The organism is Brevundimonas sp. (assembly GCF_041919755.1).
Lineage (GTDB): Bacteria > Pseudomonadota > Alphaproteobacteria > Caulobacterales > Caulobacteraceae > Brevundimonas.
Map to the genome: position 1 here is coordinate 412,339 of NZ_JAYRTD010000002.1, position 21,895 is coordinate 434,233.

The 21,895-nt window shown below is 65.2% G+C and carries 21 protein-coding genes and 1 pseudogene; 12 read left to right on the forward strand and 10 right to left on the reverse strand.

Annotated features, from left to right (window positions below):
* Positions 1 to 76 precede the first annotated feature (76 nt).
* Both ACE3TH_RS04880 and ACE3TH_RS04885 read left to right on the forward strand, forming a co-directional pair.
* On the forward strand, positions 77 to 367 hold the full coding sequence (locus tag ACE3TH_RS04880) for a flagellar protein FlaG (protein WP_374597893.1): 291 nt from the start codon (positions 77 to 79) through the stop codon (positions 365 to 367).
* Positions 368 to 482: 115 nt separating this feature from the next.
* On the forward strand, positions 483 to 1,313 hold the full coding sequence (locus ACE3TH_RS04885) for a flagellin (protein ID WP_374597895.1): 831 nt from the start codon (positions 483 to 485) through the stop codon (positions 1,311 to 1,313).
* A 10-nt stretch (positions 1,314 to 1,323) separates the two neighbouring features.
* Here ACE3TH_RS04885 and ACE3TH_RS04890 read toward each other — a convergent pair whose 3' ends face one another.
* Positions 1,324 to 1,446, reverse strand: a complete 123-nt coding sequence (locus ACE3TH_RS04890) for a hypothetical protein (protein ID WP_374597897.1) — start codon at positions 1,444 to 1,446, stop codon at positions 1,324 to 1,326.
* Between the two features lie 161 nt (positions 1,447 to 1,607).
* On the opposite strand from ACE3TH_RS04890, the gene ACE3TH_RS04895 reads away from it, so the two are divergent.
* The 5 genes from ACE3TH_RS04895 to ACE3TH_RS04915 all read left to right on the forward strand — a co-directional run bounded on the left by ACE3TH_RS04895 (position 1,608) and on the right by ACE3TH_RS04915 (position 7,031).
* Positions 1,608 to 4,331, forward strand: coding sequence for a transcriptional regulator (locus ACE3TH_RS04895; protein ID WP_374597899.1), 2,724 nt, complete (start codon positions 1,608 to 1,610; stop codon positions 4,329 to 4,331).
* 77 nt (positions 4,332 to 4,408) lie between these two features.
* The gene (locus ACE3TH_RS04900) at positions 4,409 to 5,071 is read left to right on the forward strand and encodes a hypothetical protein (protein ID WP_374597901.1); all 663 of its coding nucleotides are present in this window, start codon (positions 4,409 to 4,411) and stop codon (positions 5,069 to 5,071) included.
* Complete coding sequence (locus ACE3TH_RS04905; protein WP_374597903.1) at positions 5,071 to 5,487, forward strand: hypothetical protein; 417 nt, start codon at positions 5,071 to 5,073, stop codon at positions 5,485 to 5,487. Before ACE3TH_RS04900 ends, ACE3TH_RS04905 begins: the two co-directional genes overlap by 1 nt.
* Positions 5,488 to 5,561: 74 nt before the next feature.
* Positions 5,562 to 6,053 (forward strand): single-stranded DNA-binding protein, encoded by a 492-nt coding sequence (gene ssb, locus ACE3TH_RS04910; protein WP_374597905.1) that lies wholly within the window; start codon positions 5,562 to 5,564, stop codon positions 6,051 to 6,053.
* A gap of 72 nt (positions 6,054 to 6,125) precedes the next feature.
* The gene (locus ACE3TH_RS04915; protein WP_374597907.1) at positions 6,126 to 7,031 is read left to right on the forward strand and encodes a DMT family transporter; all 906 of its coding nucleotides are present in this window, start codon (positions 6,126 to 6,128) and stop codon (positions 7,029 to 7,031) included.
* 58 nt (positions 7,032 to 7,089) lie between these two features.
* On the opposite strand, the gene ACE3TH_RS04920 is transcribed toward ACE3TH_RS04915, so the two are convergent.
* Positions 7,090 to 7,650, reverse strand: a complete 561-nt coding sequence (locus tag ACE3TH_RS04920) for a DUF3035 domain-containing protein (RefSeq protein WP_374597909.1) — start codon at positions 7,648 to 7,650, stop codon at positions 7,090 to 7,092.
* A 73-nt stretch (positions 7,651 to 7,723) separates the two neighbouring features.
* Entirely contained in the window at positions 7,724 to 8,230 is a 507-nt protein-coding gene (gene lspA / locus ACE3TH_RS04925) for a signal peptidase II (protein WP_374597911.1), read from the reverse strand.
* A 199-nt stretch (positions 8,231 to 8,429) separates the two neighbouring features.
* On the opposite strand from lspA, the gene ACE3TH_RS04930 reads away from it, so the two are divergent.
* Positions 8,430 to 9,686 (forward strand): cation:proton antiporter, encoded by a 1,257-nt coding sequence (locus ACE3TH_RS04930; RefSeq protein ID WP_374597913.1) that lies wholly within the window; start codon positions 8,430 to 8,432, stop codon positions 9,684 to 9,686.
* A gap of 7 nt (positions 9,687 to 9,693) precedes the next feature.
* Here ACE3TH_RS04930 and ACE3TH_RS04935 read toward each other — a convergent pair whose 3' ends face one another.
* A complete protein-coding gene (locus ACE3TH_RS04935) occupies positions 9,694 to 10,473 on the reverse strand; it encodes a PhoH family protein (protein ID WP_374597915.1) in 780 nt (259 codons plus the stop codon).
* Between the two features lie 584 nt (positions 10,474 to 11,057).
* Here ACE3TH_RS04935 and ACE3TH_RS04940 point away from each other — a divergent pair.
* Positions 11,058 to 11,195: pseudogene (locus tag ACE3TH_RS04940) on the forward strand (DapH/DapD/GlmU-related protein); the annotation flags it as partial.
* 129 nt (positions 11,196 to 11,324) lie between these two features.
* Here the strand turns inward: ACE3TH_RS04940 and ACE3TH_RS04945 are convergent.
* Together ACE3TH_RS04945 and ACE3TH_RS04950 are read right to left on the reverse strand one after the other, a co-directional pair.
* Positions 11,325 to 12,524: a cation:proton antiporter gene (locus ACE3TH_RS04945; protein WP_374597917.1), complete on the reverse strand. Its 1,200-nt coding sequence runs from the start codon at positions 12,522 to 12,524 to the stop codon at positions 11,325 to 11,327.
* Between the two features lie 80 nt (positions 12,525 to 12,604).
* Positions 12,605 to 13,144, reverse strand: coding sequence for a PAS domain-containing protein (locus ACE3TH_RS04950; RefSeq protein ID WP_374597919.1), 540 nt, complete (start codon positions 13,142 to 13,144; stop codon positions 12,605 to 12,607).
* Between the two features lie 363 nt (positions 13,145 to 13,507).
* Between ACE3TH_RS04950 and ACE3TH_RS04955 the strand changes: the two genes are divergently transcribed.
* Positions 13,508 to 14,200: a hypothetical protein gene (locus tag ACE3TH_RS04955; protein WP_374597921.1), complete on the forward strand. Its 693-nt coding sequence runs from the start codon at positions 13,508 to 13,510 to the stop codon at positions 14,198 to 14,200.
* A gap of 144 nt (positions 14,201 to 14,344) precedes the next feature.
* Here ACE3TH_RS04955 and ACE3TH_RS04960 read toward each other — a convergent pair whose 3' ends face one another.
* From ACE3TH_RS04960 to hfaA, 4 genes are all read right to left on the reverse strand, one after another.
* Positions 14,345 to 17,218 (reverse strand): M16 family metallopeptidase, encoded by a 2,874-nt coding sequence (locus tag ACE3TH_RS04960; RefSeq protein ID WP_374597923.1) that lies wholly within the window; start codon positions 17,216 to 17,218, stop codon positions 14,345 to 14,347.
* A gap of 132 nt (positions 17,219 to 17,350) precedes the next feature.
* Complete coding sequence (hfaD, locus tag ACE3TH_RS04965; protein ID WP_374597925.1) at positions 17,351 to 18,622, reverse strand: holdfast anchor protein HfaD; 1,272 nt, start codon at positions 18,620 to 18,622, stop codon at positions 17,351 to 17,353.
* A complete protein-coding gene (hfaB, locus tag ACE3TH_RS04970) occupies positions 18,549 to 19,562 on the reverse strand; it encodes a holdfast anchoring protein HfaB (protein ID WP_374597927.1) in 1,014 nt (337 codons plus the stop codon). Before hfaB ends, hfaD begins: the two co-directional genes overlap by 74 nt.
* A complete protein-coding gene (hfaA, locus tag ACE3TH_RS04975; protein WP_296170312.1) occupies positions 19,559 to 19,990 on the reverse strand; it encodes a holdfast anchoring protein HfaA in 432 nt (143 codons plus the stop codon). Before hfaA ends, hfaB begins: the two co-directional genes overlap by 4 nt.
* A 175-nt stretch (positions 19,991 to 20,165) precedes the next feature.
* Here hfaA and ACE3TH_RS04980 point away from each other — a divergent pair, with 175 nt between their 5' ends.
* Together ACE3TH_RS04980 and ACE3TH_RS04985 are read left to right on the forward strand one after the other, a co-directional pair.
* Positions 20,166 to 20,798, forward strand: coding sequence for a rhomboid family intramembrane serine protease (locus ACE3TH_RS04980; protein WP_374597929.1), 633 nt, complete (start codon positions 20,166 to 20,168; stop codon positions 20,796 to 20,798).
* Positions 20,799 to 20,844: 46 nt separating this feature from the next.
* Positions 20,845 to 21,273, forward strand: a complete 429-nt coding sequence (locus tag ACE3TH_RS04985) for a CBS domain-containing protein (RefSeq protein ID WP_374597931.1) — start codon at positions 20,845 to 20,847, stop codon at positions 21,271 to 21,273.
* Positions 21,274 to 21,895 lie beyond the last annotated feature (622 nt).

A 21,895-nucleotide genomic window follows, 5' to 3' on the forward strand; every position in this document is an offset into this window, starting at 1 on the left:
CCACCCTTTTTTCCAGTACTCCCGATAACCAGTTCCCTTGCAGGAAGCCGCCGACCGACCGTCGACGGAAGGAGACATGAGCAACAATGCCGCCATAGCCGCCGTTACCGCCTCCGCCGTCCTGCCCGTCGCGGGAGGATCGAGCGCCAGCGGTGATTTCAACGGCTCCAAGTCCGCTCAGGATGTCGCCAAGGCCGCACGCTATCGCCTGGTGATTGAGGAAGGCCCCCAGAACGGATCGTTCATCTACAAGACCATGGACCGCGAAACCGGCGAAGTCATCCGCCAGTTTCCCCGGGAACAGGTCGTCAAGATGATGCAGTCTGAGAGTTACGGAGCCGGTTCGGTTATCGACACGACCGCCTGAGCCACAACCTTCCGAATAGCCTTGCGCCACGCAGCTCTCTGCGGGGCTAAAGTGCGTTAACCATGTGTGCACGGTTGCGCCCTAGCTTGATCCAAACTTCGAAGGGTCGAGTCGGATGACGAATAGCGTCCACACCAATGCTTCCGCCGCCATAGCGCTGCAGAACCTGTCGCGCACGAACGAGCGATTGGGTCAGGTGCAAAGCCGGATCTCGACCGGCCTGAAGGTCGAGGGAGCCAAGGACAATGCCGCCATCTGGGCCATCGCCCAGCAGCAGCGGGCCGACGTCGGGGCGCTGAGCGCCGTAAAATCCAGCCTGGACCGCGCAATGTCACTGGCCGATGTGGGTCTGGCGGCCGGTGAATCGATCTCCGACCTGCTGAATCAGCTCAAGGAAAAGATCGTTCTGGCCAAGGACGATTCGCTGAAGACCCAGTCGCGCAAACTGCTGGACGACGACTTCAAGGCGCTGCTGCGGGCCATTTCATCCGCAGTGGAGAATGCGACCTTCGACGGCGGCAATCTGCTCAACGGCTCGCTGACCAACGGCGTGAAGTTCCTGGCCAATGCCGAGGCGACCTCCTTCATCACCCTATCCGGTGCCAATCTGACGCTGGGCGGCGCGATCATCGAGCTTTCGCTGTCGGACAGCCTGACGACGCTGACCGGCGCGACCAATGCCCTGACCAAGCTGGACGATTCGATCGCGCAGTTGAACTCGGCCCTGGGCTCGATGGGGGCGCAGGCCAAGCAGATTGAGGCGCACAGGACCTTCGTCGGCAAGCTGACGGATACGCTGGAGGCCGGTATCGGCAATCTGGTTGACGCCGATCTGGCCAAGGAAAGCGCCCGGCTTCAGGCCTTGCAGGTCCAGCAGCAGCTTGGCGCGCAGTCCCTGTCGATCGCCAACCAGGCCCCGCAGATCATCCTGTCGCTGTTCCAGTAACGTCTGTCGCCTAGTTCAGGCGACGCGGAGCCGCATGGCTGATGTGAACTGCAGCGCGACGCGCGCGAGCGGGCTGCACATACAAACCGTACAGAGACAGAAGCGACAGCAGGGGTTCGAAGAGCTTACTCAAAACGCAGGACTCCTTCGCGAGAGGCGCAGGACGGCGCGAGATCGAAAACCCCTGTTAGCCGAGTCGGGTTCCCGGTCGCCAGTGGCGCGCACGCGATTCCTGTGGGTTGTTAAGCCGGCATTACCGGCGAAGCCTCACACTGACGGTCGGAGAGCCGGTCTGTGATCAACAACAGCTATCTTCTGGGCCTGTTCGGGGGCACGTCGGAGACGACGTATACTTCCGCGACCACGGCTGCGCTGACTGCGGCGACGAAGAAGCAACCGACCCCGCCCTGGTCATCCTCGATCGAACCGCCCAAGGCCAGCGATCTGGTCCGCTCGGCGCTGGGCGGGCGCAAGTTGATCAACGAGGGCGCGGCCGGGCTGGATGTGAAGTCCGCATCCGCCGATTACCGCAAGCTGTTCGCCCTATATCAGGGGCTGGAGACGCTGACCGCCCTGACCAATCGCGCCAGCACCAAGGGTGTGAGCACGCTGGAGATGAGCCAGCTGGACAAACGGTTTCAGTCCGGACTGGGCGAGATCAGTTCCTGGCTGACATCCGCTGATTTCGAGGCGATCCGTCTGGCCCAAGGCACGGCGGGCGCGACCAGCAAGACGACGGCGGCGGTGCCCCGCGACAGCGCCATCTCTGTGACGGGGCCAATCCACGAAGGCTCACCCGACTCTCTCAGCCCGGCCTTTGCCGGCGATGTAACGTTCAGCATCGGCGTCAAGCGCGCCAACAACGATCAAACCGTGTCGATCGATCTGGCCGAGATGGGATCAACCCCTCGGACCCTGACGGCGGTGCTGAACCACATCAACGGCAAGCTGCAGGCGGCGGGCGTCGAGACCCGAATTGGGCGGGAGCTGGTTCCCGTGGCTCCCAAGACGGTGACGGTAGGTGGCAAGCCTGTGACTCTGCCGCCAGGCCCCGACCAGTTCGCGCTGGTCGTTCGCGGAAGTGCGGGCGAAACCATCAGCTTCTCCGCCGGCGAGCGGGCCGATGCGGTCTATGTCGTGCAGGCCAGCGGGACGACGGGCGGGCAGCAGGTGCTGAAGTTCCAGACCGACACAGGTGGCACGGCACCGGATGCTGTGGCGCGTCCGGGTGAAACTCACTGGGTACCCGGACGAGCGGGTCAGACGGCCTTGCCGGCGGGTGTCGAGACGGTGCGGGCCAGTGCCACGGGACCGGACGGGTCGCTGTGGCTTGTGGCCGATCTGGAGGCCGGGCCCGGCAATCAGCCGATCAAGGGTCAGAAGGATGTGGCCCTGATGAAGCTCGATTCGGCCGGGCGTGTGGTTCTGACACAGACCCTGGGCGCGGCCTCGACGGCCAGCGGCTATGCCATCGCGGTCGATGCCGACGGGCGCGTGGCCGTGGCGGGTTCGGTGACGGGCACGCTGGAGCCGGGCAAGAGCGGCGATGTGGCCGGTGTGGCCGACAGTTTCGTCACGGTCTTCAACGCCGAGGGCAGCGAGGTCTGGACCCAGCGACGCGGGGCGCGGGCCGCCGATGAGGCGACGGCCGTTAGTTTCGGGGCCGACGGCATGGTCTATGTGGCCGGGCGCGCCCAGAGCGCCATGACCGGCGGCGTCGCCCAGGGCGGCTGGGACGGCTATGTCCAGGCTTTCAGCGAAAGCCAGGCCCACATCTATGCACCGGTCGTGGCCAATGCCGCGGGCGTGCAGCAGTTCGGGACCAGCGGGACAGACGGCGTGGACGCCATCGCGGTGGACGGGTCGAACCTGTATTCGGCAGGTGTCGAGAACGGCAAGATAGTCGTGCGCCACTTCAGCCTGGATGCGGCGGGCAGGCCGACGCTGGTGTCGTCGCGTGATCTGGGCGCCGCCAGTGGGGAGATCGCGGGCATTTCGGTCTCCAACGGCCAGGTGATCCTGACGGGCACGACGCGCAATGCGGCGCTGGATATCGAAACCGTCAATCAGGCCCATCACGGGGGCACGGATGCCTTTGTCGCCGTGCTGCAAGGCGATCTGGCCGCGTCGGGGCAGGACCGGCTGACCTATTTGGGCACAGCGGCGAACGACACGGCGGCGGATGTGAAGGTCGTCGACGGCAAGGTCTGGGTCACCGGCGTGGCCGACAGACCCGAGGGGGCCAAGGCGACCGATCCGACCAAGGCCTATCTGGTCCGGCTCGATGCACAGACCGGTGCCGAGGAGTGGCGGCGGGATTGGGAGGGCAGTGGTGGACAGGCTGCCCCCCTGACCCTGGCGGTGGCCAGGGACGGTGCCAGCATTCTGGATCGGCTGGGCCTGCCGCAGGGCGAGATCGATCAGGGCACATCGAAGACCCTGATCGATGCGACCTCGCTGAGGGTAGGAGACCGCTTCTATGTGTCCGGTGCGGACGGCGGGCGGCAGGTGGCGGTGACCATCGAGGCGCGTGACACCCTGCAGTCGTTGGCCCGGAAGATCGAGCAGGCGTCCAATCGCAAGCTGAAGGTGACGGTCACGGCCGAAACTGCAAAGGCGCAGGCAGGCGACACGCCGACGGCTCTGTTCGCAGGCTTGCAGCGGCTGACGATCACGGCACGCGATGGGGCCACGGGTGCGATGCTGACCGCGGGCGAGACCGGGCGCGATGCCCTGGCGGGTCTGGGCCTGTCGCAGGGCTATATCGGTGCGACGACGGGCGAGGACGTCATTCGCACCTTCGGGCTGAACCTGACCGGCGGCATGAACCTGGGCAGTGCCGAGGCGATCAAGGCATCGGGCGAAAAACTTCAGGCCGCGATGAAGGCTGTGCGGGACGCCTATCGCGCGCTGGACCCGGCTACGGCGACGGCGAACAAGCCGGCGGGACAGGCCCCGGCCTATCTGACGGCGCAACTGGCCAACTACCAGGCGGCGCTGGCCCGATTGACCGGATAACCGGGATAGTCTGCGAACGGCGTTGACGCATCGGGGTCGGGCAGGGTTATTGGGGGCCTGTCTCACGCGAGTGCCGAATGCCCAAGGACAACCGCATACTGATCGCGATCGGTGCCGGCATAGCCATCATAGCGGCGGTCGTTGCCGCCCTGTTGTTGAACGGCGGGCGCGACGAGCCCGCAACGCCGCCCCCGGCGGCCCAGGGCGGTCTGACCATCGACATCGCCGATGCGCCGGGTCTGGATACCGAGCGGGAACTCCGGTGTTTCGTGAACGGACAGTTCGTCGGCATGGCGACCCTCGCCGATTGCGCCCGTCAGAATGGCCTGGCGACCGAGGCTATGGACGTAGGCATCGATCAGAGCGGACAGGCCGCCGCCTTCGTGCCACCCGCAGGGCCGCCGCCGGTCGAGGATATTCCGGTCGTCGAGATCGCGCCCTATCCCGAGGACATGCCGGAATCGACCCGGCCGGCCGGGCCACCGACGCGTGTCGGCAGCGCCTGCCTGCGCCACACCGGCTCGGACTGGCGCTCACTGTCCAACAATATGAGCCTGGAGGCCTGTGTGCAGGCGCTGTATTCGGGAACCTGCGTACGCCCTGGCGACGCCCAGTATGGACGCTGGGGCGACACGACCGTGCGGCTGGTGGCAGGTCGTGTCGAACAGTCCGCCGACAACAGCCGTTTCAGCACCCTGGTCGAGCAGGACCGTAGTTGCCAGTTTCCGGAGTTGCGCTGATGAAGCCCGCATTCATGACCGCCGTCGTCCTGGGCATGGGGGCCTTCGGACTGGCCGCCTGTGAAAAGGACATCAAGGCCCCGTTCGACCGCGGCGTCTGCTATGTCGTCGATCTGGGCGACGAGGAGGGGGCCGAGCCGGTCTTCAACAGGGTGGCGGACAACCAGCCGCAGATCGAATTCTGCGCCGCGCGTCTGGAAGAGGTCCGGACGCGGTTCCTGAACCTGGGGGGCAACCGGACCGAGCTGGTCGGGGCCTATCAGGGCAGTTTCCTGTTCCTGGATCAGACCGGGGTGCGTCGGGCGCAGTCTTTGAACGGATCGCGCTACTTCATGATGGCGCGGACGGGGGATGGTCGACTGGCCGTGCCCGGCACGATCGAGCAGCGCCCGGCAGCGCCGGCACCCGCGCCTTGACGGCGTGAACAAAAAAAGAACATACAGGCGCAGTCGCTGATTGCGGTTTAGCAGAACAACAAGGAACTACGGTCATGGCGGGCAGCGTCAACAAGGTCATTCTGGTCGGCAATCTGGGCAAGGACCCGGAGATCCGCACCCTCAACTCCGGCGAGCGCGTCGCCAATCTGTCGCTGGCCACGTCCGAAACCTGGCGCGACAAGTCGACCGGCGAGCGCAAGGAGAAGACCGAGTGGCACCGCGTGGTCATCTTCAACGAGAACATCGTCAAGGTGGCCGAGAACTATCTGAAGAAGGGCTCGACCGTTTACATCGAGGGCTCGTTGCAGACCCGCAAATACGAGCAGGCGGGCGTGGAGAAATACACGACCGAGATCGTGCTGCAGAAGTTCCGCGGTGAGCTGACCATGCTGGGCGGCCGTGACGGTGGCGGCTCGGGCGGGGGTTACGGCGGCGGCGGTTCGCGTGGCGACGACGACTACTCTTCCGGCTTCTCGACCGGTGGGGCCAACAAGCCCAGCGGTCCGCGCGAAAGCTACGACCTGAACGACGACATTCCGTTCTGAGGGTCCGCAGGCGTCACATGATCTAACCCGATGTGATGTCTGGCGCGGGACTGACCGCGCTATGGCATGATCATGACCACGCCCGACAAGTCCAAAAGTCCGCTGACCTTGATCGAGGTCGCCGCCATCGTTGCGGTGGTCGTGATCTGGGGGGTGAACAATGCGGCGGCCAAGCTGGGGACAGAAACCTTGCCGCCGCTGCTGATGGGGGCGATGCGGTTCGGGTTGGCGGCGGCCTGTCTGATCCCCTTCGTGCGACCGCCGTTTCCGAACTGGAAGAGCCTGCTGATCATCGTGGGTGTGGGTGGTCCGATCCATTATGGCCTGATCTATCTGGCCTTCTGGCTGGCCCAGGACGTCAGCCCGGTATCGGTCGCAGCGCAGCTGTGGGTGCCGTTTACGGCCCTGTTCGCATTCCTGCTGCTGGGCGAGCGGCTGTCGAAATTCGCACTGATCGGCATGGGGGTGGCGTTCGCTGGCGTGGCCTGGATGACGCTGGATCCCCACGCAATCGAGGACTGGAAGGCGATCCTGGTCGCGATGGCCGCCAGCTGCGCCTGGGCCCTGACAACGGTGATCGCGCGCCGCACGACCTCCATTCCGCCGCTGAAGATGCAGGGACTGCTGGCACTGGTCGCCCTGCCGTCGCTGGCCTTTGCGTCAGCCGTCTTCGAGACGGGGCACTGGCAGGCTGTGCAGCAAGCCGATGCGATGGTTTGGGCTAGCGTGATCTGGGCCGGGCTGGTGTCATCGGTACTGGCGACGACGCTGGTGTTCTGGCTGGTGCAGAAGCGCGAGGCGGGGCGAGTGACGCCCTATCTGCTGGCCACGCCGGTCGTCTCAATTCTTATCGGCTGGGGCTTCATGGGCGATGTGCTGACGGCGCAGATCCTGACCGGTGCCGCCCTGACCATGGGTGGTGTGGCGATCGTCGCCCTGGCCGAGCGGGGCCTTAGAGCCGGAGCGACCAAAGGCTGAATGAAAAAGGCCCGGACGGCGACGTCCGGGCCTAAATCCTTTGCCGCTCGAAGCGTGTTTACAGGCCCGGCAGTTTGAAACCGCCGTCGCGACGCGGCGCGATGCTGATGCCGGAGTTGCCGACCAGGGCCTGATAACGGGCGTATTCAGTCTGCGGATCGATCACGACAGCGCCATCTGCGGTCTGCGTGGTCGTCGCGGCCTGGCTGGCCGGGTCTTCGCGGCGCCAGAACATGATGCGGTCGGCCCAGCCTTCCTCCTTGTGCGCCAAGTCGCCGAACTCGTCGTCGACGACGTAACGGGCGAGGGGATCGGCGCGGTCGCCACCGGCCTGAGCCACCAGGATTTGTTCGCCGGGTGAGCGGGTCACGGCCTGCCGCTGACCCAGCAGGATTTGACGGGCTGCGGATTCGGGAGCCAGTTCTTGCGGGCGCGGTTGACCGGGAGCGGGCGGCGTCAGACCGTATTCAGGCGGAACGGTCAGCGGGGCTGTCGATACCGTCAGGAACTCGTCCGGCGTGACCTTGGCCAGGCCGACGCTGCGCGAAATCGTCCCGCAAGCGCCAAGGGCGAGGGTGGACGCGGCCACGGTCAGGATGCTCAGGGTACGAAGGCGCATGGTCACTCTCGATGTCGGTCGGGCACAGCGCAGCAAAACGAGCGCGCGTATCGGACCTTGATGAAGCGGTTGATTACGACTTTTCGGCGGCGCCGCCAACCTTGGCCGCCTTCTCCGCCCGCAGACTGTCCCAGATCAGCAGGACGATGCCGATGGAAATGGCGCTGTCAGCGATGTTGAAGACCCAGGGGAAAAAGCCGGTGCCCGAAAAGTCGAGGAAATCGACCACGAAGCCGAAGCGAATGCGATCGATCACATTGCCAATCGCTCCGCCCATGATGAGGCCGATAGCGGTGATCAGCAGGCGTCGGTCCGCCCTCAACGCCCACCAGGCCAATGCAATCGAGATCACGATGGCAAAAGCGCTGAGATACCAGCGCGCCGAGCCGTCGCCGAACAGGCCGAAGCTGACACCGCGGTTCTCCACCCAGGTCAGATTGAAGATGGGCGGGAGCACGAGCACCTGTCCCACCTCGCGCAGATCGATACCGGAAATGACCCAGGCCTTGGTCAGCTGGTCGACGATGACGATGAAGAGGGCCAGGCCGAAGGCGGCATAGGCGATACGTGGGATTTTCATTCGGGCCGCTGAATTGTGAAGCGCATCGGTTAGCAGCCCGGTCGCGGCCCGCGAAGAGGCAAATGCGGTCGCAGTCGCTGGAATATGGCCTCTCGACGCCGTTTCGGAGCGCGCAAGGGTTGCCGATCACGGAACGCGGCCCCAAATGTGACGCTTAAACTTAACGAGAAAAATTCACGCCCGCACCGAAGGAGCGCCGATGCCGCATGCCGACAGCCTGATTCTCACCCTGGTCGGCGGCTTTGTGCTGGCATTCGTGTTCGGCATGTTGGCGAACCGGCTCAAGCTGTCTCCGCTGGTGGGCTATCTGGTCGCGGGGATAGCGGTCGGGCCGCACACCGTCGGCTTCGTGGCCGATCCCGAACTGGCCCCCCAATTGGCCGAGATCGGTGTGATCCTGCTGATGTTCGGCGTCGGCCTGCATTTCTCGCCCAAGGACCTGATGCAGGTGCGCAAGGTGGCGGTGCCTGGTGCGCTGGTGCAGATCGGCTCGGCGATTGGCCTGGGCTGGCTGCTGGGCCGGTTCGTGCTGGGCATGACGGATGTCGAGGCACTGTTGATGGGCTTTGCCCTGTCCGTCGCTTCCACGGTCGTGCTGATGCGGGCGCTGGAAGAGCGGCGGCAGAACAAGGGCGAGATCGGACGGATCGCCGTTGGCTGGCTGATCGTCGAGGACCTGGTGATCGTGCTGGCCCTGGTCATGCTGCCCATGATCATCCTGCCGCCCGGACAGGAGGTCGCCGCTGGAGCCCTGGCGCTGAACGTCGGCTGGACCCTGCTGAAGGTCGCCGCCTTCGTGGCCTTCATGCTGATCGTCGGCGGGCGGGCCCTGCCGTGGCTGCTGGTTCGGATCGCCCATACCAAATCGCGCGAGTTGTTCACCCTGGGTGTACTGGCTATCGCGCTTGGGATCGCCTGGATCGCCTATCAGCTGTTCCACTCGTTCGCGCTGGGGGCCTTCCTGGCCGGGCTGGTGCTGAACGGGACGCCGCTGGGCCACAATGCGGCGGAGCGGTCGCTGCCGCTGCGCGATGCCTTTGCGGTGCTGTTCTTCGTCTCGGTGGGGATGTTGTTTGACCCGATGATCCTGATCGAGCGGCCATGGGCGGTGCTGGGTGTGCTGGGCATCGTCATCGTCGGCAAGACGCTGGCGGCCCTGGCCATCACCACGGCGTTCAAGCTGGATCGCAAGACCAGCCTGACCGTGGGCGCATCGTTGGCCCAGATCGGGGAGTTCAGCTTCATCCTGGCGGCGCTGGGCGTCAGCCTGGGCGCGATGCAGCAAGGCACGCATGACCTGATCCTGGCCGCGGCCCTGCTGTCGATTTCGCTGCATCCGTTCGTGTTCAAGCTGATCGATCGGATGGGGGCCGCGCCCGACCCCAAACGGATCGCCCGCGCCGAGGCCGCGGAAGCCTCGGTCGCGAGCGGGCCGAAGGTGACCGATCTGGTCTAGTCGTGGGTTACAACACCCCGATCATCGAGGCGACCAGCGGGTGCCGGACGATGTCGCGCTCGGCCAGCTTGACCACGGCGATGTCCGGCACGGCTGTCAGACGCTCGGCCACATCGGCCAGGCCGGAGATGCCGGGCAGGAGGTCCGACTGCTGCGGATCGCCGGTGACCACCATGGTCGAATGCCAGCCCAGGCGGGTCAGCAGCATCTTGAGCTGGACGTAGGTGCAGTTCTGGGCCTCGTCGACGACGATGAAGGCGTTGTTCAGCGTGCGGCCGCGCATGTAGCCGATGGGGGCGATCTCGATCAGGCCCTCGCCCATCAGGGCCTTGACCCGCTTCATCGACAGGCGATCGGACAGGGCGTCGTAGAGCGGGCGCAGATAGGGGGCCAGCTTGTCCTCCATGTCTCCAGGCAGAAAGCCGATGGATTCCCCGGCCTCGACGGCTGGTCGGCTGAGGACGATGCGGCCGATCTTGCCGGCCTCCAGCGCCTCGACGGCTTTGGCCACGGCCAGATAGGTCTTGCCCGTGCCTGCCGGACCCAGCGCCAGGACCAGATTGTGGCGGTCGATGGCCGTCATCAGTTCGGCCTGGCCATCCGACTTTGGCTTGAGCGTCTTCAGGTAGGCTTGGTCGCGGTCGTCGTTGGAGGGCAGGGGCGACCAGCCGGCGTGTGTGGGCAGACGCCGCACCTTGGCATCGTCCATGAACTGGCGAGTATCCAGGACACCGTGTTCACGGCCGGTGTCGCGGGTCTGGCGCTTGATGGCTGCACGCTTGGTCATGGACGCCTCATTCCTTCAGGCATGAAAAAAGGCGATGCCGCAAAAGCATCGCCCGGGGTGACAGTGGGGAGGAAGTCGAAGACGGAAACGCATGCGCCGCCGGGGTCACAGACACGCCCTCTGCGAGAGGGTGGGACTGACAGCGGAGAGAACCGCCGACCGGAACGCGTCACGCGCGTCCTCCTTGGGCTCTGACCGGACCGGGCTTGATCCGGCTTCGGATCCGGGGCCGAAATGGAGACCTCGAATCGCAGCAACACTATGATGCTAGCGTGGTTTACGACCTGTTAAAGCGCCCAATCGGCAAAGAATAAGGTGATGATTTCATGACGGTTTATGCGTTGGCGGACAAGAAACCGCAGCTTCCGCCCAAGGGCGAATACTGGATAGCGCCGAATGCGACTGTAGCAGGAGACGTGATTCTTGAGCCGGGCGCCAGTATCTGGTTCGGGGCGGTGGTGCGCGGGGACAATGATCCGATCACGATCGGGCGCGACACAAACATTCAGGACGGCAGCGTGCTGCATTCCGACCCCGGTGAGCCCCTGACCATCGGCGACGGCGTGACGGTCGGGCATATGGTGATGCTGCACAGCTGCGAGATCGGCGACAACACCCTGATCGGCATCGGGGCCGTAGTGCTGGGGCGGGCAAAGATCGGGAAGAACTGCCTGATCGGAGCCAATGCCTTGATCACAGAGGGCAAGGTCATACCGGACAACAGCCTGGTCATGGGCCAGCCGGCCAAGGTGGTGCGCGAACTGGAGCCGGGCCAGATCGAGGCGCTGAAGGCGTCAGCCCAACACTATGTCCAGAACTGGAAACGCTATCAGACCGACCTGACGGAGGTGTCAGACTGACTTGCTCGCCAGTCCTTTCAGCTTGGCGAGGGCCGGTTTGACGAAGGGCGTCGTCAGCATGGTCGAGGCGACCGCCATCAGCAGCAAAGCGGTGAAGGTCGTGTTGGTGATGATCTGCTTGTCCAGCAGGATGTTGGCGAAGATGATCATGATCAGGGCCTTGGTCTGGAGCAGCCAGCCGATGATCGAGGCCTCGCCCTTCTCCCATTTCAGCACTCGCCCGGCGATGTGAACGCCCAGCAGCTTGCCCGCGACAGATGCGACCAGCAGCAGGGCGGCTGCGCCGAAGACCATCAGGCCGCCGACACCCCATTCCGTCTTCAGACCCGTGGACAGGAAGAAGACCGGCATGACAGCCAGCAGGATGTGATCCCGGAACTGATCCATCCGCTTGCGGTCGAACCAGTCGCTGTCAAGAACCGCCCCGGACAGGAAGGCCCCGACCATGAAGTGCAGGCCGGCCCAGTCGGCTGCCAGACCGCAGGCCGCCAGCCAGATCAGGCCGATGTACCAGCGGTCTGTCTCTGGAACGCGTCGCATCAGCTTGCGGACCGACCAGATCGCAGCGGTGAAGGCGATCAGGAAGACGCCTTGGCGACCCAGTCGTTCCCAGTCCAGCAGGATCAGCGCCAGCACGCCCCAAATGGCGATATCGTCCAGACTGGCATAGCGCAGGACCCGCTGGCCCAGCGGTCGGCGCAGGATGTCCAGCTTTTCCATCAGCAGGACCAGGATGGGCAGGGCGGTCACGGCACAGGCCATGCCGATGCCGAGAATCACCTGCCACGGCTGACCCTGCGGCCCCGCCCAGCCCGACGTGGTGAGCAGAAGCATGGCGGCTAGGCTGCCGAAGGCCAGGGGCACGATCAGAGCCAGAGCGGCGGTGGTGCCTGTCTCGGCCCGTTTGGCCCAGGCCTGTTTCAGGTCCAGTTCGATCCCGGCGATCCAGACGAAGATCATGACCGCCCACCATGCGATGCCGTTCAGCGCGCTGACGACCGGACCGGAAAAGACGAAGGCGTAGTAGTCGGGGAAGACTGCCCCGAGCACGCCGGGGCCGAGCAGGATCCCTGTGATGATCTGCACCACGACCAGCGGCGCATAGTGGTCGGTCCGGAACAGCCGCCAGATCAGCCAGGGAACCGTGAAGATGATCAGCAGGGCGATCAGGAAGATTTCGGTGGTCGTCACGCCAAGGTCTCGACAAGCGCGGCCATAGGGCCCCCGGCTCAGTCATGCGTCAGGCGGTCAGACCCGGCAAGAGCCGACAATCAGGCGATGCGGCGCCCGTCGACGGCGGCCAGGCTGAGCGGTGCGCGCCCTGAATGGCCCACGCCGATGCAGACGCGACCCGTCAGCAGGCGGCTGTCTCCTTCGCCGAACGCCAGGGTCGATAGCGGCGTATAGAGGCCGACCACGCGGTCGATCTGGCCCGATGCGCTACGCAGGGGGGCTAGAGTCACCTCGATCAGGTCGCCGGACAGACCGATGGCGGCCTTGATGACGACCAGGCGTGCCTCGCGAACACACTGGGCCACGGCGGCGGTGACCATCGCATGCGAACTGTCGCGCCAGAGGGTCGTCAGGGGTTGTCGGGTCAAGGTCGCGCCGTGGAAGGACTCGATCCAGCTGCCGGTCGTCCGCAGTGTGCAGCCATCGGCGGCGATCTCGGCCATGAAGAGGCGGGGCAGGCGAAGGCCGAAGGCGTCCGGGTGAAAGCTGTTGCGATCCGGGACGTCGGCCACGACGCCGGGGCGGCGCGACAGGCGGGTCCAGTGATCGATCAGCAGATGTGTGTCGGCATGAAACATCGAAACGGCCTCCGGCTGCCGCGTCGCAAAACCCGCGCCGGGTCCGGGCCGGGCGAAGGCAACGGAAATGAAAGGCTTTTGCTGTCTTGATGTCGGCTGGAGCGCCGCACCCCTTGCGACGCGCGTGCGAAATTTCTGGAGGGTCGGCCCATGCGGGTGCGGATCAAGACATGGCTGCCGGCCCTGGTGGGCTTCGTCGCTCTGACGGCCTTTGCCGACAAGGCTGCGGCCCAATGCGGTTCGGGCTGCGAGCCTCCGCCGCCCCCGTGCTGCGAGCCGCCGCCCCCGCCGCCCCCTCCGCCGCCGCCGCCATCGTGCTGTGGCCAGCCGCCTTCGCCGCCCTTTGGCGGCGGGAACTTTGGCGTGAATGTCAATGTGAACGTCAACGGCAATGCGAACGGCAATGCCAACGCCAACTCCAATGCCAATTCGAACGCCGGGCGGGGCTTCATCGGGGCGCGCTCCGGTGGCGGCTTCTACGGCGGGGGCGGCGGTGGTTCGGCCTATGTCACGGTCGACCAGCCCTATCCGACCACGATCAACGGCTTGAACGTCGAGGGCGGCATGGCCCGCCGCATGGAGCGCGTGGCTTTTGAGGCGCGTCGCCGCGTCGAAAAGCGCGTCGTCATCCAGGCCTTCTGCATCGACGCCCGCAATGTGCCGCATCCCGCCTCGCAGGTCCGTCCGGGCCGCGACGTGGGTCTGGACTATGAGGGCGAGCTGTATCGCTGCCTGGCCGGCACCTATTTGCAGGCGACGATCGCGGACTACACCGGCGAGATCGACTTCAACCACGGCGAGACGATGCGCTGCGAGCGCGGACAAGCTCTGTGGTTCGGCAACGGCGGCACCGTCGAGTGCCGGACCCAGAAGCAGGAGCGGGACTGCAACGAGCGTTCGCTGCTGCGTCGCTACGGGGCCGGGGTGAAGATCCTCACCATGTTCCGCGAGGAAACCTATACCGACTATCGTGAGGAATGGGTCGAAGAGGCCGCCGCCATGGTGTCCGGCGCGACCATGACCCTGGATGGCGGCGTCGGCGGTCGGGTCTTCTGACGGGCGTGAATGCCCCGTTCAGGTGCGGGTCAGCCGTACCGGCCTAGAGATACAGCGTCGGCTTCGTCGACGATCCTGAGAAACGAACTGGCCCCGGCGGAGCGATCCACCGGGGCCTTTTTTCCATCTGAGATGGGCCGGGCCTTACTGAGCGGCGGGTGCCGCCGCTGCTGTCGCCGGATTGGCGGACACCACGAGGGCGCGCCAAGCCGTATCGGACTTCAGATACTGTTGGGCCAGGCGCTGGATATCGGCCGGGGTGATGGCCTCCAGATCCGAGATGTGGCTCAGCGTCTGTTCGACCGATGCGGGCTTCTCGCCTACCTTGGCCAGCTGACCCAGCCAGTATTCGTTACTGGCCTGGCTACGACGCAGGGACTCGATCACGGGAAGGCGGGCGCGATTCAGCTCGTCCTCGGTGACAGGTTCGTCGCGGAGCTTGGCGACGATGTCGTTGATGGCGGTCCAATAGGCGTCGGCCTTGTCTGCGCCGATTTCCGCGCGGATCGAGATCGAGCCATAGCCCGCAAAGACGTCAGACGAACTCGCGCCCACGCCTGGCGAATAGGCCAGGGCCTGGCGCTCGCGGATTTCGTCCAGCACACGCAGCTTCAGCACCTCGGCCAGGATGCTGGCCTGGCGGGCATCAGTGCGATCGTCGACGGCATCGACGGTCGGCCAAGCGATATAGGCCAGCGCCTGTTCAGCCGGCCCGTTGTGGGTCAGGCGGACCGGCTCGGGTGTGCCGGCGGGGAAGCGACGCTGGTCTGCACCAGGTGCCGGGGCGAGATCCGGACCGCGGGCGGGCAGGGCGCCAAAGGTCGAGGCGACACTGGCAATGGCATCTTCGACCGTGACGTCACCGACCATGACGACATCGATCGGGCCGGTTGACAGTCCCTCGCGAACCTCGGCGGCCATCTGATCGTTGGTCCAGCCTGCGATGTCTTCAGCGGTAGGCACGGCTTCGCGCTTGTCGCCACTGGCCAGAAGGACGCCCGATTGCAGGCCGAAGGCACCACCCGGGGTCGCCATCTGCTGAGCGATGATCTGGGGGAAGAAGGCCTTGATCTGCTGGAACGGGGCCGGACGCAGGCCCGGATCGGTCAGATAGGCCGCCAGCACCTGGGTCTGAAGCTGAAGGTCCTGCGGGCGGGTGGCACCCGTCAGGACATAGGCATCGCCATCCAGTGCATAGCCAGCGGAGTAGATGCGGCCGTTGAGGACGCGGCTCATTTCGTCTGCCGTCAGTTTGCCGACGCCTCCCGCAGGGAAGACCAGCGGCGAAAGCGCTTGGGGTTCGATCCGATCGACAGGCAGGCCCAACTCGCCGATGCCGGTGCGGACGCTGACCAGAATCTGCTCGTCGCGGAATTCGGTTGGCTTGACCGTCAGGCGCACGCCATTGGCGAAGGTGACCACCGTGGCCCCGACCGAGGCGATCTCGGTGCGGTTTGCGACCGTGCCTGGGGTGCCGAACTCGGCGTAGGGCCATTCCAGCTCGGCCTGGACCGCTGGAGCGGTGACCGGCACCAGACGCGAGGCCTCCAGCGCCGCAGTAACAGCGGCTTCACCGCCTTCGATCTCTACGGGCGTGACGACAAGGGCCAGAGGGCCGCCACCTTCGAAAACGGGTTTGACGGCTTCGCTGACCTGGGCTGCCGTCAGACCTTGGGTCGCGGCGTTGAACAGATCAAGATTGGTCTGCGGCGACGAGAAGACGCTACGGGCGTTGACGGAGCCAGCCAGAGCTCCGGCGAGCGCAGGCGTGCGACGGGTCGCTGCACCGGCCACGGCGTTTTCCAGCGCCGTGCGATTGGCCGTGATCTCGCGCTGAAGCTCTGCCTCGGAGATGCCGTACTGGACCAGACGACGCTGCTCCTGCTCGATGGTATCCAGTGCGCGTTTCCACTCGCCCGGATTGAACTGTGCAGACACAGAGGCAATGCCGACGCTGTCGGCGAAGTCGCCTTCGCTGGCGCTGGCGCCGATGAAGGGCGGATTGTCGGCACGGGCCAGTTCGCCCAGACGACGGTTCAAGACGGCAAGGCCCAGGCCGCGCAGCAGGTCCTGACGGCGCTCTGCGACGGTGTCGGGGTTGCGATCGGGCGCGCGGGTCCAGTTAATCTGGATAGAGGACTGGACGCCCGGTTCCAACAGAATCTTGGTTTCTGGCTCGCGTGGCGCGACAGTGCCCAGATCGGGCTCTGGGGCGGCCGGGCCCTTGCCCTGCCATTCGCTGAATTCGGCGCGGACCTTGGCTTCCATCACATCGACGTCGAAGTCGCCGACCGCCACGAACGTGGCGCGCTCCGGGCGATAGTAGCCGTTGTAGAATTCGACGAAGCGTTCGCGTGGTGCCGTGCGGATGATGTTCAGGTCGCCGATGGGCAGGCGGTTGGCCAGACGCTGACCCGGGGCCAGCAGGGCGATCTGGGCCTTGATGGAGCGCAAAGCGGGTGTGTTACGCAGGCGCTCTTCGCCTTCGATCACGCCTCGCTCGGCGTCGACGGCCTCGGCGGCCATGAGGGCCTCGGAGACCTGCTCGCGCATGATGCGCAGCGATGTGTCTACGGTCTCGTCATTCGTGCGGGGCAGCTCTAGCAGATACACCGTCTCGTCGAAGCCGGTGTAGGCATTGGTGTCGGCCCCGAAGGCCAGGCCCAGACGCTCGAGGATGCGCAGCAGGTCATTCTCGGGGATGTTGGTCGTGCCGTTGAAGGCCATGTGCTCCATGAAGTGAGCCAGACCCAGCTGGTTCTCATTCTCCATCAAAGAGCCTGCATCGATGCGCAGGCGGAAGCTGGCCTGACCGGGCGGCGTGGCGTTGCGCAGAAGGGCATATTGCATGCCGTTGGGCAGGGTGCCGAAGCGGACGTTGCTGTCGGCGGGGATATCGCTGGTGGCCTGGGCGAAGGGATCGGTCGGGGCCTGGGCCTGAGCCAGGGCCGGTGCGGCGGTGATCAGGACGCTGGCCGAGGCGGCGACCAGCAGAAGCAGGCGGCGAGGGGAACGCATCAACAGTCTCTTTCCATTGGCGCAAGGGGCCCGCGGGCCGCGCCGGTCAAGGGTCAGGGACTATGGCGAGAAGGTGTCAAAGTCCCTAGACACCTTTCGGTGACAAGGAGACTTGACGCAAGTTACCGAATGTTAATTTCCGGGACGCGAGACGTAGAAGGTCGCCGAGTTGCCGGTGGCGTTGGCTCCGGTGATGACGGCGCGGCCCGAGCCGGCGACGGTCGTATTGGCCGCGGCGGACACATTGCCTTCGTTCGTCTGGCTGTTGCGGACTTCCATATAGCCATTGCAGGTCGAGCAGCCGTAGCCGGTGACATTGTTCCCGACGGCGTCGGCCCCGACATAGACGTCATAGCCATTGGTGCCGCTGAAGGTGGCGGTGGAATCGACGCCGCCGGTGTTCAGCTGGGTGTTATCGAGTTCCAGATAGATGTCGTTGTTGCCGACCGACAGATCGTTGCCGGCCGCCCGCGACGAAGCGGTGGCCGCGCCATAGTCGAAGGCGGTGGTCAAAGCCGACGAGCGGACGAAACTGCCATTCTGCTGATCCGAGGCGACGACGACGCTGCCGCCCTGATTGTACAGATTGGCCTGGTTGGCGCTGGCGCGGGCGCGTGCGGCCAGGTCCCAGGCGTTGCCGGCGTTGGAGCTGGCCTCGGCCTCGATGAAGTCGCCGGTCGAGCGCTGGCCGATGGTCAGGTTCTGGCCCGACGTCTGGCCGGAGTTCACCTCGACCGCATTGGCGATGGCCTGGCTGGTCACGCCTGCGGTGGCGGGGATGTATTGGGTCTGGATTCGGCCGAACGAGCGGACGGTGGCCGAGGACGACTGATCGACGGAGCCGTCGATGAAAGCCCCTTCGCCATAGGCGGCCACGGTGTTGGAGATGGCGGTGGCATTGATGTTGGCCCCGCCGAGCAGGCGAGCCGAGCCTGCGGGCCCGACTTCGGTGGTCGCGCTGACCAGACCGCCGGTGTTCGACTGGGTCGCGTCCAGCGTCACGTCGGCACCATAGCCGCTGGCAGCCAGATAGTTTCCGGCGGCCTGGGTCGTGGCATTGATTACGCCATAGGTGTCGCCCGAAGCATTGATATCGGTGCGGGCGACCGAGTCGCCGCGCATGTCCTGGGTCGAGCTGACCGTGACGGTGCCGTTATAAACCGCGCCGCTGATCGTATTGCCCTGGGTCACGGTGGTGACCGTGACCTGCTCCTGGGCATTGACCACGTTCAGCGTCTGGCCCGCGATGACATCGCCCAGTTGCAGCTGATTGTTCAGGACGACGCTGTCATCCTCGCCGGTGGGCGGCGGTGGCGTTTGCGCGCAGGCGTCAGTAGCGACTGCGGCGAACATCGCCGTCGCGAGCATCGTGCCAGCGAGACGGATCCGCTCGTGTTGCGCCATTGTTCGTGTCCGTGTTGGGGTAGGCGGGATAATAGCCGCCGGTCGGGCCGACCGTGCCGCCCAGGGGGTCAGGGCCCGCCGACAGGCAGACCTCCGGTCCCGGAGCGCCGTACAGATTGGCCATGAATTCGACGGTGGCGCGCTCGATCAGGGCCCGCACCGCCAGCTGAACAGGCTCCAGCCCGCCTTCGCCCGCCGAGATGTCGAAGACGTTGCCGTTCAGGAAGTCGAAGACGCCGGCCGAGATTTCGCGGCCGATGATCTGCTTCTGATAGGAGACGACATCGACGACCTCCATCGTCTGGGTCTGAACCAGACGGAGGTCGATGGCGACGTTCATGACATAGGACTTGCCGCTGAAGGCGGTGGACAGGGGCGTCGAGGTCTCGACCTGACCGGCCCCCATGTCGAAGCCGCCAGAGCGGATGTTGTAGTTGACCTCGGTGATGCCGCCGACAACGAAGAAGTCGGAGCCGGGGACCTGACCCGCAATGATGCGGCGATATTCAGTGTCGCCCGTGTCCGCGGCCTGGTCGCCGATCAGGCGGTTATTGGCATAGCGCAGCTCCATCTCGGAGACGGAGGTGTCGTAGCGTTCGACGATGTGTGCACCGGACTTGGCCAGGGCGCTCATCGCCATCAGGGAGGCCCCGCCAGTGATCTGGCGTCCGCCGTCGGCCGAGACCGTGCCGGTGTAGTCGCTGATCCGGCCCACGGCCATGCGTGGCGAGGGCAGGTTATAGCGGCGGGCATAGTCGGCCATGCAGTAGAGCGCCGCCGAATAGGGGGTCGGGTTGGCTGTCACCGGCGCATTGCCGATCGGCGTCGCATAGCGCCCGCTGGAATCGGCCGTGGCCGAGATACAGCCACCGAGCAGGGCCGCGGTCGCGCAGGCGACGCCGGCGATGCGCACGCGGCGCGAGATGGAGCCTACGCTCATGGAAGCCTCAGTGTGCCGTTCAGGCTGGTCCCGGCATTGACGTTGCCGTTGTTGACCTGACGCGAGTTGACGATGACGACGTTATTGTTGCCCTGAACCACGACATTCAGATTGTTGCCGATGGCGGTGGAGCCGCCGATGGCCGTGCCGCCGGCACCCTGGCCCGCACCGGCATAGGCCGAGGCGACGCCGCCGGACTGGCTGGAATAGGCGCTGGCCCCGGACTGGATCAGGCCGTCGACGATCAGGCGGTTGCCGTTGGCATCCCGCGTCGAGCCGGTTTGAGCCTGGCTGGTGGTGTAGCGCGAGCCGCCGTAGCCGGATTGATAGTTGGCCATGCCGGTTGACCCGGCGGACTGGGCGGCGGCCACAGCCGGTACCGCCAGCAAGGCGATCGCCGCGAGGGGCAGGACGAAACGGACGGACATGGGCGATCCTCGGGCCAAAACGACGCGGGTCGCACAAGACCCTGTGTGCCACTCTGGAGCATGGTTATTAAGAACCGCTTGCCATGGTGAACATCGTTGTGATTCAGCGGCCTGAGCCCAGTGGAGACATGTCCTGACCGATCGCTCCGAACCGCCGATCTTCAATGCACCGCTGGTGGCGGTGCTGCTGGTCGCGTCGATGCCGGCGCTGTACGCGCTGCAGACAATGTTGCCGGATGGCGGGCTGTCGCTAGCTTTTCGATCTTCGTCACTGGTGGGGGGCGACTGGTGGCCCGGGGTCCTGACCTCGATGTTCGTCCACACCGGCTGGGGCCATGTCATCATGAATGCGCTGGCGGCCCTGGCCTTTGCGCCGGCTGTCGCGCGGCTGTTTCCCGGCCTGCGCGGAGCGATGGTTTTTCTGCTGCTCTATATAATGTGTGGGATCGCCGCGACGGTGGGCTATGGCCTGCTGTATCTGGACAGTTCTGTTCCGGTGCTGGGAGCCTCCGGGGCGGTGTTCGGTCTGATGGGGGCGGCGCTGCGGTTGCTGGGTCGCCGGGGCAGGGGTCCCGTCGCGCTGACCAACAGGCGATTTCTCAAGACTTCGGCGATTCTGATGGCGGTGAATGCGGCCACGGGCCTGATCGGTTTTGCGCCGGGGATGGAGGGCGTGCAGATCGCCTGGGAGGCTCATGCCATAGGGTATGTGGTGGGGGCGTTGCTCGTCGGACCGTGGTTCGCCTGGTTTGCGCCGAAATCGGACCGGTTTGATTCTTGGGGCAATGTGAGCGAACCTCACGGCTGATGCGGTCCGTCCGCGACCGTGCGCTAGACCCGGGGAGGGAAAGCCGATGCTGGTCGCCGAGATTCTCAAGGACAAGGGCGAGGCTGTCTTTGTCATCCGTCCGGATCTGCGCCTGTCCGATGCCTGTGCCGAGCTGGACCGGCGGCGCGTAGGTGCTCTGATCATCTGCGATGAGGACAAGGTGGTCGGTGTGCTGTCCGAACGCGACGTGGTTCGCGCGGTCGCTGGGGATGGCGTCGCGGCCCTGGGGCGCCCGGTCTCTACCTATATGAGTCCGGATGTCGTGTTTGCGGCCCCGGCTGAGACGGTGGCGATTCTGATGGAGCGGATGACCGACCGGCGAATCCGGCATCTGCCCGTGCTGAGGGAGGGGCGGCTGGCCGGCGTGATCTCCATCGGCGATGTGGTGAAGTGCCAGATCGCGGAGGCCACGCATGAGGCGGAATCCCTGCGAACCTATATAGGCGCTGGCTGAAGGCGATGCCGCGTTTCTGACCGACCGGGACTCTGCGAGAAACTTCATAAAAGGTGCGGATTCCGGTTGCGGACAAAACGGGCGCTGCGTATATCGCCGCCTCGCTCGGAAACGGGCCGGACGCCGGGGCGGCGGGGACGACAGTCCTTCCGCTCCACCGGGAAAAAAGAACCAATCGTTCTTGCTTCCTGAAGGGTCTTCGGTTAGGTTCCGCGCCTTCGATCGAATCGTCGGAAACGAAAAGAGGCGAGCCTCTCGGGCTTCTCCTGACGGTTTTGTGCGGCCCGGAAGTTCTGGATTTCCGATCTGCAGAATGGCTGAAAAGCCCGGTTGTTTCGGAGGATAAAGCCTTTATATGGCCGCCTCCGTCATCCTTCGGGGTGAGCTTGTGGAGATCGGCTCTTCTTCTAAGGGGCCGCTTGACACGGAATACCGAGGCGACTACATCGCCGCCTCCGCCGCTCACCGGCGTTAAACAGTGGGGCCGGTTTTTGTGGTCGGGTCTTTGAAATCGTTGATCTGGAAAGAGAAACGCAGGCGGCGGTGTCCTAGCGACGGTTCTTTGGAACTGTCTAACGACACTGACATCTGCGGTCTTTTTGAAAGACACCATGGATTGGTC